This is a genomic window from Lysinibacillus sp. 38-6, assembly GCF_046245175.1.
In the GTDB taxonomy this organism is placed as follows: domain Bacteria; phylum Bacillota; class Bacilli; order Bacillales_A; family Planococcaceae; genus Lysinibacillus.
This window is the reverse complement of record NZ_CP176417.1, coordinates 1,882,070-1,895,888: the sequence shown is the minus strand read 5'-3', so window position 1 is coordinate 1,895,888 and position 13,819 is coordinate 1,882,070. Positions and strand designations below refer to the sequence as shown.

Annotated in this window: 18 protein-coding genes and 1 other annotated feature; of the genes, 17 read left to right on the top strand and 1 reads right to left on the bottom strand. The window is 40.6% G+C overall.

Annotated features, from left to right (window positions below; genetic code table 11):
- The first annotated feature begins 88 nt into the window (after positions 1-88).
- The 10 genes from ACKVEV_RS09815 to ACKVEV_RS09770 all read left to right on the top strand — a co-directional run bounded on the left by ACKVEV_RS09815 (position 89) and on the right by ACKVEV_RS09770 (position 6,440).
- Positions 89-643 carry a peptidoglycan DD-metalloendopeptidase family protein gene (locus tag ACKVEV_RS09815; RefSeq protein WP_409370194.1) on the top strand — a complete coding sequence of 185 codons (555 nt, stop codon included), beginning with the start codon at positions 89-91 and terminating at the stop codon, positions 641-643.
- Complete coding sequence (locus tag ACKVEV_RS09810; RefSeq protein WP_409370193.1) at positions 633-1,244, top strand: stage IV sporulation protein FB; 612 nt, start codon at positions 633-635, stop codon at positions 1,242-1,244. The genes ACKVEV_RS09815 and ACKVEV_RS09810 overlap by 11 nt, the downstream gene beginning before the upstream one ends.
- Before the next feature lie 45 nt (positions 1,245-1,289).
- Positions 1,290-1,365 (top strand) — a sequence feature (ribosomal protein L21 leader region).
- 14 nt (positions 1,366-1,379) lie between these two features.
- Positions 1,380-1,688, top strand: coding sequence for a 50S ribosomal protein L21 (gene rplU / locus ACKVEV_RS09805; RefSeq protein ID WP_010860053.1), 309 nt, complete (start codon positions 1,380-1,382; stop codon positions 1,686-1,688).
- 16 nt (positions 1,689-1,704) lie between these two features.
- Complete coding sequence (locus tag ACKVEV_RS09800) at positions 1,705-2,061, top strand: ribosomal-processing cysteine protease Prp (protein WP_024363182.1); 357 nt, start codon at positions 1,705-1,707, stop codon at positions 2,059-2,061.
- Complete coding sequence (rpmA, locus tag ACKVEV_RS09795; protein WP_024363181.1) at positions 2,058-2,357, top strand: 50S ribosomal protein L27; 300 nt, start codon at positions 2,058-2,060, stop codon at positions 2,355-2,357. The genes ACKVEV_RS09800 and rpmA overlap by 4 nt, the downstream gene beginning before the upstream one ends.
- A gap of 137 nt (positions 2,358-2,494) precedes the next feature.
- Positions 2,495-3,022, top strand: a complete 528-nt coding sequence (locus ACKVEV_RS09790; protein WP_409370192.1) for a Spo0B domain-containing protein — start codon at positions 2,495-2,497, stop codon at positions 3,020-3,022.
- A gap of 5 nt (positions 3,023-3,027) precedes the next feature.
- Positions 3,028-4,317, top strand: a complete 1,290-nt coding sequence (gene obgE, locus ACKVEV_RS09785; RefSeq protein ID WP_409370191.1) for a GTPase ObgE — start codon at positions 3,028-3,030, stop codon at positions 4,315-4,317.
- A 25-nt stretch (positions 4,318-4,342) separates the two neighbouring features.
- Positions 4,343-4,798 carry an ACT domain-containing protein gene (locus tag ACKVEV_RS09780; protein WP_402921027.1) on the top strand — a complete coding sequence of 152 codons (456 nt, stop codon included), beginning with the start codon at positions 4,343-4,345 and terminating at the stop codon, positions 4,796-4,798.
- Positions 4,799-5,126: 328 nt separating this feature from the next.
- A complete protein-coding gene (gene pheA, locus ACKVEV_RS09775; RefSeq protein WP_409370190.1) occupies positions 5,127-6,005 on the top strand; it encodes a prephenate dehydratase in 879 nt (292 codons plus the stop codon).
- A 21-nt stretch (positions 6,006-6,026) separates the two neighbouring features.
- Positions 6,027-6,440 carry a thiol-disulfide oxidoreductase DCC family protein gene (locus ACKVEV_RS09770; protein WP_409370189.1) on the top strand — a complete coding sequence of 138 codons (414 nt, stop codon included), beginning with the start codon at positions 6,027-6,029 and terminating at the stop codon, positions 6,438-6,440.
- A 184-nt stretch (positions 6,441-6,624) separates the two neighbouring features.
- On the opposite strand, the gene ACKVEV_RS09765 is transcribed toward ACKVEV_RS09770, so the two are convergent.
- Positions 6,625-7,158, bottom strand: coding sequence for a transcription repressor NadR (locus ACKVEV_RS09765; RefSeq protein ID WP_409370188.1), 534 nt, complete (start codon positions 7,156-7,158; stop codon positions 6,625-6,627).
- 143 nt (positions 7,159-7,301) lie between these two features.
- Between ACKVEV_RS09765 and ACKVEV_RS09760 the strand changes: the two genes are divergently transcribed.
- From ACKVEV_RS09760 to yajC, 7 genes are all read left to right on the top strand, one after another.
- Positions 7,302-8,378: a LysM peptidoglycan-binding domain-containing protein gene (locus ACKVEV_RS09760; RefSeq protein ID WP_409370187.1), complete on the top strand. Its 1,077-nt coding sequence runs from the start codon at positions 7,302-7,304 to the stop codon at positions 8,376-8,378.
- Positions 8,379-8,484: 106 nt separating this feature from the next.
- Entirely contained in the window at positions 8,485-9,246 is a 762-nt protein-coding gene (locus ACKVEV_RS09755; RefSeq protein ID WP_409370186.1) for a phosphotransferase, read from the top strand.
- 113 nt (positions 9,247-9,359) lie between these two features.
- Complete coding sequence (gene ruvA / locus ACKVEV_RS09750) at positions 9,360-9,980, top strand: Holliday junction branch migration protein RuvA (RefSeq protein ID WP_409370185.1); 621 nt, start codon at positions 9,360-9,362, stop codon at positions 9,978-9,980.
- Between the two features lie 19 nt (positions 9,981-9,999).
- On the top strand, positions 10,000-11,004 hold the full coding sequence (gene ruvB / locus ACKVEV_RS09745) for a Holliday junction branch migration DNA helicase RuvB (RefSeq protein ID WP_409370184.1): 1,005 nt from the start codon (positions 10,000-10,002) through the stop codon (positions 11,002-11,004).
- 18 nt (positions 11,005-11,022) lie between these two features.
- Positions 11,023-12,069, top strand: coding sequence for a tRNA preQ1(34) S-adenosylmethionine ribosyltransferase-isomerase QueA (gene queA, locus ACKVEV_RS09740; RefSeq protein WP_409370183.1), 1,047 nt, complete (start codon positions 11,023-11,025; stop codon positions 12,067-12,069).
- 89 nt (positions 12,070-12,158) lie between these two features.
- Positions 12,159-13,304, top strand: coding sequence for a tRNA guanosine(34) transglycosylase Tgt (gene tgt / locus ACKVEV_RS09735; RefSeq protein ID WP_409370182.1), 1,146 nt, complete (start codon positions 12,159-12,161; stop codon positions 13,302-13,304).
- A 146-nt stretch (positions 13,305-13,450) separates the two neighbouring features.
- Positions 13,451-13,717, top strand: coding sequence for a preprotein translocase subunit YajC (gene yajC, locus ACKVEV_RS09730; protein WP_409370531.1), 267 nt, complete (start codon positions 13,451-13,453; stop codon positions 13,715-13,717).
- The last annotated feature ends 102 nt before the right edge of the window (positions 13,718-13,819 follow it).

Here is a 13,819-nt window from a genome sequence, read left to right as displayed (position 1 = left end):
TTGTGCGAGAATTGTGTGAGTGCCTGGCACTTTTTTTCGTGCATGAATGGACATGCCGGCTCATATAGTGTGAAAAAAGGATGAGAGCTTGTTTAAAAAATGGAAATGGATTGTCATGATATTACTTGTAGCTACAATCATGCTTGTAATTCGTTTAGAAGATCAAGGTGTAGTGAAAACGCCTATACGAAAGCTTGTCACGACATCAGCAGATATAACTTATTTAAGTGAGCTCGGAAAAAGTTGGTTAAAAAAAGAAGAAGAAACTATTATGGTTTCGAGTGATGTCGGGCAAACTGAACTATTAACGTTTACGAATGCGCAAGTTTTTAAAGAGGGGTTTTTGTTACAATATGATATTGGTCTCCCTGTCTATGCAGGGCAAAGCGGGCTCGTTGTTTTTACAGGTCATACAAAATATACGGGAAAAACGATGACCATTAGCTATGAGGATGGCACAACGGTGTCTTACGGAATGCTTGATAGTTTGGCACAACTACCATACACAACTGTGCAGGCTACTGACTTAATCGGTATGAAGCAGACTGGCCAACTTTATATCTCGATTGAGAAAGACAAAACCCATTATAATTTAGAACAGATTGTACAATGGCTTGAAATGACGGAGAACGATGAAAGTTAAATTGCATTTACTTTGTATCCCTCTCATTTTATTAATGATTTTTAGTGGCCAAATTGCCTATTATGCAATTATATTAACTTCGTTGCTATGGCATGAAGCTGGCCATTTATTGGCTGCAATGCTGTGCGGCGTGAAAATAAAATCATGTGTCATTGCACCTTATGGAGGGGAAATTGAATTTGAAAATCCAGCAGCTGTGCAGGCATCATCACTACTGTGGATCGCATTAGGAGGACCAATCTTCACAATACTGGGGATTGGCCTTGCTTTTTTCATGCCGGAGTTAATTGCAACGCGACTTATTAATGTGCAGCTAGTATTACTAATAATTAATCTATTGCCAATCATTCCACTAGACGGTGGGAGGATTATTCTTGCATGTTTATTTTTAGTGTATCCAAGTGCGCGATTATTTGAATATTATTATTCGCTTTCTCTTATTTTTGCGACTATACTATTCTTTATAACTTTAATAACTTTACCACAATCCATTTTTCTAGCGATTCTTTGCTTATTTATATGGCTACAAGTGCTAAAAGAATGGAACTATCGCAAATACCGTTTAGCATTTGAGAAATATGTAATGTACAGGTTGACGTGATAGAATTCATGTGGTAGTATTTTAATGTTATTGTTTGTAGCACCCGTGCTACTACAACCGCTCTGGAAAGGTTTAAGTATCGTTCGATCACCTTTGTAAACAGGCGAGTCTGAGTCTAAGAGGAGGTGCAGTAAAATGTACGCAATTATTGAAACTGGTGGTAAACAAATCAAAGTAGAAGCTGGTCAAGAAATCTATGTTGAGAAATTAGGCGTAGAAGCTGACGAAGTTGTAACTTTCGATAAAGTTCTATTCGTAGGTGGCGAAAACGTTAAAGTTGGAGCTCCATTCGTAGAAGGCGCTACTGTAACAGCTAAAGCTGTGAAAGAAGGCCGTCAAAAGAAAATCGTTGTTTTCAAATTGAAAGCTAAAAAGAACTACCGTCGTAAACAAGGTCACCGTCAACCTTATACAAAATTAGTTGTTGAATCAATCAATGCTTAATTGTGAGGTGTAACATTTGATAAAAGTTACGATACATCATGATGAAAATAGACATGTGTCTGCATTTGAATTTTCAGGACATGCTGAGTACGACGAATCTGGTAAAGATTTAGTATGTGCAGGAGCATCTACTATTGCCATTGGTACGGTTAATGCTATTTATGCGCTACTACAATTACAACCAGAAGTTGAACAAGCAGCTGAAGGTGGAGGCTATCTTAAGGTAGATTTACCGACAGATTTAGAACCTGAAATTGATACAAAACTACAATTGATTGTCCAAGTAATGACTGCTCAAGTGTATTCTATGGTGCAAAATTACGGACAATATATCCAAATCAACTACAACCAAGTAGGAGGTGGAACAGAATGAAATTGTTATTAGCATTAGACCTTCAACTTTTCGCATCGAAAAAAGGGGTAGGTTCTACTAAAAACGGACGTGACTCTGAGTCTAAACGTCTTGGCGCTAAACGTGCTGATGGCCAATTCGTAACTGGTGGTTCTATTCTTTACCGTCAACGCGGTACAAAAATTTACCCAGGTACAAACGTAGGTCGTGGTGGTGATGATACACTATTTGCTAAAGTGGATGGCGTTGTTAAATTCGAACGCTTAGGTCGCGATCGCAAACAAGTATCTGTATACCCAGCTACACAAGAAGCTTAATTTTAATACAGTAGACATAAAGCGGAGGACTGCATTTATTGCAGTCCTTTTTTTGGCTAAATTTCAATGAAGAATTAAGGGAAAAATACATCAAAACTTGTTATACTAGTTAAGATAACTTTATTGGAGTGAATGGGATGAACAATCAATCACTAACCATTAGTGAGGTATTACGTTTTGCAAATCATGATTATGTGAATCAACTTCAACTAATTCGCATGAATTTAGATTTAGGTAGAATTGATGAATCAAAAGAACTTATACAACATTATTCGGAACAACTGCGAGTATTGTCTATCATGAATCGTCTACAATTACCACAAACAATGGAGTGGCTACAAACAGCAGGATGGCGCTATCCGGCGTTACCGCTGGAGCTTAATGGTGAGATCAAAAAACCAGTCACGAATAATATTGACAAGGATGTTGTAGAGTACTTAAACAAAACAGTTATGCATGTTTATGATACATTAGATCCGTTTACGGAGCAGAGCTTAGCGCTTGATGTACGTGTAGACGATCATACATTTGTTTTGACGTTTACGCTAAATGGGCTGTGGAGTGCAGATGCATTCACCGAAAAAGGTTTGAAACAATTCGACATTCAAACAATTGTGCAGACAAATACGTGCTGGCAATATGTGTTGAGTGCAAATAGGGAGTGAAATAAATGTTTGTCGATCACGTTAAGATATATGTAAAAGGTGGCGATGGCGGTGATGGAATGGTTGCCTTCCGCCGAGAAAAATATGTACCGAATGGTGGTCCCGCTGGTGGCGATGGCGGTCACGGAGGGAACGTTGTCTTTGAAGTAGAAGAAGGCTTACGTACGTTAATGGATTTCCGTTATAAACGCCATTTCAAAGCAGATCGTGGTGAGCACGGTATGAGTAAAGGGATGCACGGTAAACGTGCTGAAGATTTAATTGTCAAAGTGCCACCTGGTACAGTTGTAATGAATGAAGAAACAGGAGAAGTCATCGCAGACTTAGTAGAGCATGGTCAACAAGCGATTATCGCCAAAGCAGGTCGTGGCGGACGCGGAAATTCCCGCTTTGCAACACCGGCAAATCCAGCGCCTGAACTTTCTGAAAAAGGGGAGCCAGGACAAGAATTAAATGTTATATTAGAATTAAAAGTATTAGCAGATGTTGGCTTGGTTGGTTTCCCAAGTGTCGGTAAATCAACGCTGTTATCTGTTGTGTCTGCAGCGAAACCGAAAATTGGTGCTTATCATTTCACGACAATCGTACCGAATTTAGGCATGATTGAAACAGATGATCACCGAAGCTTTGCAATGGCCGATTTACCAGGGCTAATTGAAGGTGCGCATGAAGGTGTAGGGTTAGGACATCAATTTTTACGTCATATCGAACGTACACGTGTCATTGTCCATGTAATCGATATGTCAGGCATGGAAGGCCGTGACCCGTACGAAGATTATTTAACAATTAACGAGGAGTTAAAGCAATATAATTTGCGTTTAACAGAACGTCCTCAAATTATTGTAGCAAATAAAATGGATATGCCAGAAGCAGAAGAAAATTTAGTGGAGTTCCGTAAAAAGGTAGGAGAAGACGTTCAAATCTTCCCAATATCAGCGGTTTCACGCCAAGGCTTAAAAGAATTATTATTTGCAATCGCAGATTTACTTGAAGTAACACCTGAATTCCCATTATTTGACGATGTAGAAGAGCAATCTGACGCTACCGTGATGTACAAGCATGAATCACAAGGCGATGATTTCGAGATTACACGTGATGATGATGGTGCATTTATCATTAGTGGCTACTCGATTGAACGTCTATTTAAAATGACAGACTTTAGTCGTGAAGATGGTATTCGTCGTTTTGCACGCCAATTACGTGGTATGGGTGTGGATGAGGCATTGCGTGAGCGTGGTGCACAAAATGGTGATACAGTGCGTCTGCAAGAATTTGAGTTTGAATTTATAGATTAGAACAGGAGTTTTTAGGGGGAAGCGTATGAAAAATGTTGCGAATCAGCGATATTATTTAGTTCGTGAAGATGTATTAACAGATGCTATGCAAAAAACGTTGGAGGCAAAGCACTTACTTTCAAGTGGTACTGTTTCCTCCATCTGGGATGCGGTAAAGCAAGTAGATTTATCGCGTAGTGCGTTTTATAAATATCGTGATGCAGTATTTCCTTTTCACTCAATTGTACAAGAGCGTATTTTAACCGTCTTTTTACAGCTTCAAGATCGAAAAGGAACATTAGCTAAGCTATTGGAAACTGTCACAAATTCACATTGTAATGTACTGACAATCCATCAAACCATTCCAATTCAAGGACGTGCGAATGTGACGCTGTCATTAGATGTGACGAGTATGACTTCTGAACTTGATGACTTAATACAACAACTCAAACGATTAGATTTTGTAGAGTCAGCGGAGGTCATTAGTTCGGGTGCATTGTAAAGGGGCGAATAGCAATGCCCCTTTGTCTTTGTAGTGAATGCTAGTAGCTGTTAATACGAAATTTCGCTCCCTTTCCGCATGCGATGAGCAAGCCTCGCTGAAGCTGATAGAAAGCCTCTGTGAGGTCTCGCTTAAGTCGCTATTGTGCAGAAGTATTGCGAAATTATTTAAAATATTGATTTAATTCATTGTGTTTTAAAGTGAATGTAGAACAATCACAAACATATTTTAACTGGGGCTTAGTAAAGCCTTTTCTTTTTATAAGGAGTTTTCCAAACATTAAAAATGTTTCATATACTAGGATTTGTAGTAAAGGAGGTCATTTTGAATGACAGAGCAACAGTGGGAAAAACGTATAGCATTTTTAGGACCAGAAGCATCATTTACATACTTAGCAACAAAATCAATCTTCCCAACTGATTGGCTTGTGCCATGTGCAACGATACCTGAATGTATTGAGGCAGTAGCGGAGGGCAAGGTTGATTTAGCAGTAGTCCCTTTAGAAAATGCACTGGAGGGCTCAGTCCCATTGACGCTCGATTATTTATTCCATGAGGCAACACTTTATGTGACTGGTGAGCTACAATTAAAAATTCAACAACATTTAATGGTCAATAAAGCGCAGAAGGACAACTGGCAATCGATTAAAGGGGTCTACTCACATCCGCATGCGTTAGCACAATGTCATAAATATTTATTTTATCGTTTCAGTGATGTGCCATTACATCAAACAACATCAACAGCAGCGGCGGCAAAATTTGTATCCGAAAATCCAAATGAATGTATTGCAGCCGTAGGGAATGCCGCTGCCGCCGCAAAATACGGACTAGATATCGTGCAAGATAATATTCATGATTTTCATTTTAATCATACTCGATTCTTTGTGCTATCCAAGCAAAACAAACGGCTACCACAGGAATTATCAGAAGGGCAAGCAAAAACAACTTTTATGATTACATTGCCGACAGATCGTTCAGGGGCTTTACACCAAGTTCTTTCTGTCTTTGCATGGCGTCAATTAAATTTAAGTAAAATTGAATCGCGCCCATTAAAAACGGGCCTTGGTGATTATTTCTTCATGATTGATGTATTAGCAGACGAAAAAGAACCGATGATGCGTGGTGCTATGGAGGAGCTAGCAGCACTTGGCTGCAAAGTAAAATCTCTGGGGACATACTTTACATATTTAACATCAGACGAGGACTAACAGCTACAAGGAGTGGTATGCGTGGGTGGCATTATATTATTTGATGGCATTTGTAATTTTTGTAATAGCAGTGTGCAATTTATTATAAAGCGCGATCAAGCTGCATTTTTCAAGTTTGCATCGCTGCAAAGTGAAGTTGGGCAAGCGCTACTAGCACAATACAAAGTACCCGCAAATATTGATAGCATGATTTACATTGAACAAGGGAAAGTTTATGTCGAATCTACGGCAGCGCTTAAAATTAGTCGCCATTTAGATGGCTTATGGCCAGTGTGCTACGGACTAATTGTTATACCGCATGTTATACGAAATGCCGCATATAAACTTTTTGCAAACAATCGTTATCGTCTTTTCGGTCAAAAGCATGCATGTCTATTACCTACACCGGCTCAACGAGAGCGATTTCTGGAGTGCCAGGCACCCAAACAATTCTGAATTCAATGTCAATTCAAACGGTGTATCTCATTCTTATAGTAAAGTAGAAATCTCCATGAACTACTACGGAAATGCACAAAATAAAAGCCGCAACTGGCGACGCGACAGCGACAGTTGCGGCTTTTTGAGTGCCAGGCACCGAAACAATTCTGAAATTGGTGTCAATTTCGTGCGTCGTTGTACATTATTGATCAGACATGAGGTAGCCCTTTTTTTGCAAGGTCTGTTCAATTAAATCTAAAATTTCAACGGAAGGTGCTGAAATAACATGAAGATGAGTGCCGCCTGTAAGTGCTGATAAGTAGTTAGCTTGTGTGTCGTTTACACGCTGTACAAATTGTTCGACTTCATGCCGATTGGAGACCATGAAAGAAGCGGTAATTTCACCATAGATGGGATGTTCTACAATAACATTTTTCACCGTACCACCGCAGTCCACGATCGTTAACAATTCGTCTTTGGCGTCTTCAGGTGAGTGGAAACATGGGATTGTCCGTTCAACAGTATGAACAAGTTGCTCTTGGTGCATATAAATATAACCTTGGCTAGTTGCAATAATGGGTTCATTTCTAGCTTTTAATAAAGTCATGTCATTCACAATGACTTGTCTAGAAACATTGGCAAATTTAGCAAAGTCTGTCCCAGTGATAGGTGTGTTACTTTTTTTTAGCATTTCTAAAAGCTGCAGTCGGCGTTCCTCGCCTAACATTTTTTTCATAAAAGATCACCTCTGCTTTGTAATAAAGGAAACGTTATTCCTTAAGCATTAGTGTACCATGAAGCATTTCCACCATGCGCGAATTTTTTGTATCCAAATGAAACATTGAACATATGATACGTAGAGAGGAAGGGAGGAAAAAATTGCGTATTCATATTGTTCAAAAGGGAGATACATTGTGGAAGATTGCGAAAGAGTACGGTATTTCGTTTGAGGATTTAAAGCGACTCAATGCTCATCTTGCCAACCCTGATTATATTGTTCCCGGCATGGAAATTATTTTGCCTGAAAAAATAAACAAGGAAACACATAGAGAGCCACATAAAGAAACACATAAGGAATCACAAATGCATAAAGAGATGCCTACACAACCAAGACCTAGCAAGGAAAGTGTCAAAAAAGAGGTGCAAAAGCCGATGCCTGCACCACCGCCTATTGTTATTCAACCACCAGCACCAATGCCGATGCCTGAGCCACAGATGATCCCGATACCAATCCCGATGCCAATGCCAATGCCGCAACCACAACAACCGATGTGGGTGCCACAGCCAGTAGAACTGAGCTGGAATCAACAATTAGTTATGCCACAGGTGCAACAACCAGCACCGCCACCAGCACCACCAGTAGCACAACCAGCACCGCCGCCACCGCCGCCACCGCCGCCAGCACCAGCACCACCACCGGTTCATTATGTACCGCAAATGCCAATGGTGCCACATTGCTCTAGCTGTCATCAGCCAATGCATCACCAAATGTGGTGGCATATGCCAATGCAACCGATGCAACCACAAGTTGAGGCTTATGCAATGCCGCAACAACCGATGCCATGTGCAATGCCACAACAACCGATGCCACAACAAGTTGAAGGTGCGAATTTCTTAGAATCGAGCTCATCACCATTCTTTAATGAGCCACAAATGCAGCCTCAATATGACCAGATGCCAATGATGCCGATGATGCCGATGGGTCAATCTTGTGGATGTGGTGCACAACATGGTATGGGTCAACCTTGTGGATGTGGCGCACAACATGGTATGGGCCAAACTTGTGGATGTGGCGCACAGCATGGAATGGGGCAACCTTGTGGATGTGGTTCACAACCTGTCATGATGCCTAATTGGCAATTCGACCCTTGTCATTACCCGCCGCCATGTCCTTCAGGAGGACCATGGATGTCACCGCATTATTTCCCAGGCGGGATGACGCCTTATCGATGGTAAAAAAGCGTATATTGTTGAGGAAGTAAAACCGAATATTTGGAAGTATAAATATCAATCAAATCATTATTTTGTAAAGCGAGCTAAGCAGTTAGAAATAGCTAATAAGGTGAGGGCAATCCATCGCCAACTTGGACGACTAGAGCCCTCACTCGTCCTGCCTTTAGTAAAAAGTGATGATGAGCAACTAATCGTTCAAATGTGGCAAGAGGGAAGCCACAGTGCGAATTTTGCCCATAAAAAAGATCGTGAACAATCGCTTAAGCTATTAAATACCTTACATGATACAAATCAAAAAATTGCCTGGCAACGAGTACCTGGTCTGCATACCTTTTCACAGCTTTTAAAATGGCAGATGCGACATATGCGCTTTAAAAGCAGACGAAGTGAATTACGTGCATTTTTAACAAAAGAAGAAGTGGAGCAAATTATTCACTTTAGTGAAAAGGCTTTGCAGTTAATGGAACTAGAGGATGTGCCTGAAAAAGATATAACACTGCTACATGGCGATGTTGTTCATCATAATTTCTTATGGTGTTCAGATGGCGAATTACGCTTAATCGATTTTGATTTAGCACACCTTGGAGAAGCAGATGATGAATATATATTATGGTTGCATCGCGTGTTGCCGGCAGTAGATTATGATCTTAATAGTCTTTTAAAAGAATTGCCAGAGCTTCAACGATTAGATAAGAGAAAATACCATCGCTTAAAATTTCCAAATGAGCTGTTGCGAGAATGGCTATTTGCTATAGACTTGCCGTTGGAACAACAGCTTGTATTTTTAGATTATTTAATACCGTTTACGAAGCGAGCCTTAACATACTGGCCAAAACTGTGGTACGATATTGATAGAGTGATGAAGAAATGACCGTCTCCGAGGCGGTCATTTTTGTATGTGAACGGCATTTTCGCTATTGAATATAGTCGAGCATTCGTTCGCTATATGCTATAATCGAAGACGATGAATGTGAGGGATTGACCATGTATGATTATTTAAAAGGACAAATAGTGCGAATTACGCCTGAGTATATCGTACTTGAGCAACAAGGAATTGGTTGGCAACTGAATACACCGAATCCTTTTGCATTTCGAACGTCAGCAGCAGAACAACAAATTTATGTTCAATTGCATGTACGCGAAGATGCACAAGTACTGTATGGGTTTCCAAATTTAGATCAACGAGAACTTTTCCGTAAATTAATTTTAGTGTCGGGCATTGGACCTAAAGGAGCGCTAGCGATTTTAGCGACTGGCAATCCACAGCAAGTTATTAGTGCTATCGAGCGTGAAGACGAAGCGTTTTTAGTGAAATTCCCAGGAGTCGGCAAAAAGACAGCACGTCAAATGATTTTAGATTTAAAAGGAAAACTAGGCTCTTTACTTGAGACAATTGAATTACCTAGTACAGAAGATGAGTTACCGTTATTTGGCGTCAATCCATATAAGCATGAACTAGAAGAAGCTATGCTCGCATTAATGGCTCTTGGCTATTCAGAAAAAGAACTCGCTAAAATTCGACCGCAACTCGAAGATAATGACAAGTTAAAAACAACCGATGCCTTTATGAAGCAAGCATTGCAGCTGCTATTAAAGTTAAAATAAGAGAGGGGGGGGCAGGTACATGTCAGAACGCATGATAGCAAGTGAAGCGGGCAAATATGATGAACAATTTGAATTATCTTTACGACCGCAAAAATTAACACAGTATATTGGGCAACATAAGGTGAAAGAGAATTTACAAATTTTCATCGAAGCGGCGAAGCTTCGTCAGGAAAGTTTAGATCATGTACTATTATATGGTCCTCCTGGATTGGGAAAGACGACATTAGCCGTGGTAATCGCAAATGAAATGAATGTTAATGTTCGTATGACGAGTGGTCCTGCCATTGAACGTCCAGGAGATTTAGCTGCGATTTTAAGCTCGCTGGAGCCGGGAGATGTATTATTTATTGATGAGATCCATCGTCTTCCACGTGCAATCGAAGAGGTGCTTTATCCAGCAATGGAGGATTTTTGTTTAGACATCGTTGTTGGAAAAGGCCCTGAAGCTCGTTCTGTCCGTCTAGATTTGCCTCCGTTTACCCTCGTTGGTGCAACGACTAGAGCGGGCGCATTATCTGCTCCATTGCGAGACCGGTTCGGTGTACTACTGCGCTTAGAGTATTATGATAATCCATCTCTTGCAGAAATAGTTGTCAGAAGTGCTCAGTTGTTTGAAGTGGATATTGAGCAAGTAGCGGCAAGTGAAATGGCAAGACGCTCTCGTGGTACACCGCGAATCGCGAATCGCTTACTAAAACGAGTGCGAGATTATGCACAAGTGCTTGGAGATGGTATGATAACGGAGGACCTTGCCAAGCAAGCGCTAGAGCTTTTACAAGTTGATCCTAGAGGGCTTGACCATATTGACCATAAGCTTGTGACCAATATGATTGAGCGCTTCCGTGGTGGCCCAGTAGGTTTAGATACGCTTGCTGCCTCCATCGGTGAAGAACGAGTGACGATAGAAGATGTGTACGAGCCGTATTTAATGCAAATTGGCTTTATTCAACGTACACCGCGTGGGCGTGTTGCAACGCATCTTGCTTACGAACATTATGGATATGATTATCCACAACAAACATAAAAGAAGGAAGTTTTTTTCATGCGTGTAGAAGATTTTGATTTTGAATTACCAGAGGAGCTGATCGCACAAACGCCACTTGTCGATCGTACGGCAAGTCGTTTAATGGTCGTGACACCGGGCTCTGAAAAAGTCGAGCATCATCATTTTGCTCATATATTAGACGAACTACAAGCTGGTGACTGTCTTGTATTAAATGATACAAGAGTATTACCGGCACGTTTAATGGGTGTCAAAGAAGAAACGGGTGCTCATATTGAAGTGTTGCTATTAAAGCAAACAGCAGGCACTGATGAATGGGAAACACTTGTGAAGCCAGCGAAACGCGTCAAAGTAGGTACTGTTGTGACATTTGGAGATGGTTTATTAACCGCTACTTGCACAGCAGAGTTAGACCACGGCGGCCGTATGTTTGAGTTTAAATACGAAGGTATTTTTTATGAAATTTTAGAGCAACTTGGCGAAATGCCATTGCCACCATATATTCGCGAAAAATTAGATGACAGTGAGCGTTATCAAACGGTTTATGCGAAAGAGCGTGGCTCAGCTGCAGCACCAACAGCAGGTCTTCATTTTACGCAAGAATTATTAGAACAAGTACGTGCCAAAGGCGTCGAAATTGTTTTTATTACGTTGCATGTTGGTCTTGGCACATTCCGTCCAGTGAGCGTAGACTCTATCGAAAACCACGAAATGCATGCTGAATTTTACAGTGTGACAGAAGAAGCGGCAGCTACCATTAACCGTGTGAAAGCAAATGGTGGACATGTTATCGCTGTCGGGACAACCTCTACTCGTACGCTCGAAACAATTGGTTCTAAATATGGAGAAGTGCGCGCAGAGCAAGGCTGGACATCGATTTTCATTTATCCGGGCTATCAATTTAGCATTGTGGACGGTTTAATTACTAACTTCCATTTACCAAAGTCCACATTAGTGATGCTCGTTAGTACACTTGCGACGAAGGAAACGATTTTAAGCGCCTACAATCAAGCAGTAGAAGAACAATATCGCTTCTTTAGCTTTGGTGACGCGATGTTTATCCGTCCGCGTCCACAGCAAAAATAAACGTAAGTTGACATTGATTTATTCAAAAGAATGATCAAGAAAAATCGAAGTACTGTTTTTACTTTAGATAAGAGAGGATTTATTATTTTATGACACAACCAGCAATTCGCTATGAATTACTTCATACATGTAAGCAAACAGGAGCACGACTTGGTATCGTGCATACACCACATGGCTCTTTTGAAACGCCAGCATTTATGCCTGTAGGTACGCAAGCAACTGTAAAAACAATGTCCCCAGAGGAATTAAAAGAAATGAATGCGGGCATTATTCTGTCGAATACGTATCATTTATGGCTACGTCCAGGTAATGATATTGTGAAAGAAGCAGGCGGCTTGCATAAATTTATGAACTGGGATCGTCCGATTTTAACGGATTCTGGTGGCTTCCAAGTATTCTCACTCAGTCAATTCCGTAAAATTGAAGAAGAAGGCGTCCACTTCCGCAATCATTTAAACGGAGACAAGCTGTTTTTAAGTCCAGAAAAGGCGATGGAAATTCAAAATGATTTAGGGTCAGATATTATGATGGCGTTTGATGAATGCCCACCTTACCCAGCAACATATGACTATATGTTGCAATCAGTTGACAGAACGACTCGCTGGGCAAAACGCTGCAAAGAAGCGCACGCGCGTCCTGAAGATCAAGGTTTATTTGGTATCATTCAAGGTGGAGAGTACGAAGAATTACGTCGTCGTTCAGCAGAAGCTTTAGTAGAGCTAGATTTCCCAGGTTATGCAATCGGTGGTTTATCAGTTGGCGAACCGAAAGATGTAATGAATCGAGTGTTAGAATTTACAACACCGTTAATGCCAGCTAATAAGCCTCGCTATTTAATGGGGGTTGGTTCACCTGATTCTCTTATTGATGGGGCGATTCGAGGCATTGATATGTTTGACTGTGTATTACCTACACGAATTGCACGTAATGGTACATTAATGACGTCAGAAGGCCGTCTAGTTGTGAAAAATGCAAAATATGCACGTGATTTCGGTCCTATCGATCCAAACTGTGATTGCTATACATGTAAAAACTATTCTCGTGCTTATGTACGTCATTTAATTCGCACAGAAGAGACATTTGGTATTCGTTTAACGTCTTACCATAACTTACATTTTTTACTGAAGCTTATGGAGCAAGTGCGTGAAGCGATTCGTGAAGACCGTCTTGGTGATTTCCGTGAAGCATTTTTTGAAAAATACGGTTTTAATGGACCGAATGCAAAAAACTTCTAAAAATGGAATGGGATTTAGCGAAAATTTACCTGTTATAGAAAAACTATTGATAATATAGAAAATTTTTGGGCTTGTCCATCGCTTTTTTAGGGTGAAATAGTCTATACTAAAAAAGTGAGATTTGGAAAGGGGGCTAGTAATTGAATATGGAATCGATATTAGGATTTGCACCGATCATCTTGATGTTCGTGGCAATGTGGTTCATTTTAATCCGTCCTGCTAAAAAGAGACAGCAAGAAACACAAAATATGCAAAGTAGCTTACAGCGCGGAGATAAAGTTATTACAATCGGTGGCTTGCATGGTGTAATTGACTCAATCGAGGACACTGCGGTCACGTTAGTTATCGCTGATAATGTGCGCGTTAAATTTGACCGTCAAGCAATTGGACGTGTCGTAAAGGACCAAGCATAATCTTATAAGGCGTTGTCCCAAATCATTTTGGACAACGCCTTTGCAATTTTCTAAAGCTATGTCGAAATGTGCCCATTTTTGACACAGCTTTTTTGTATAAAA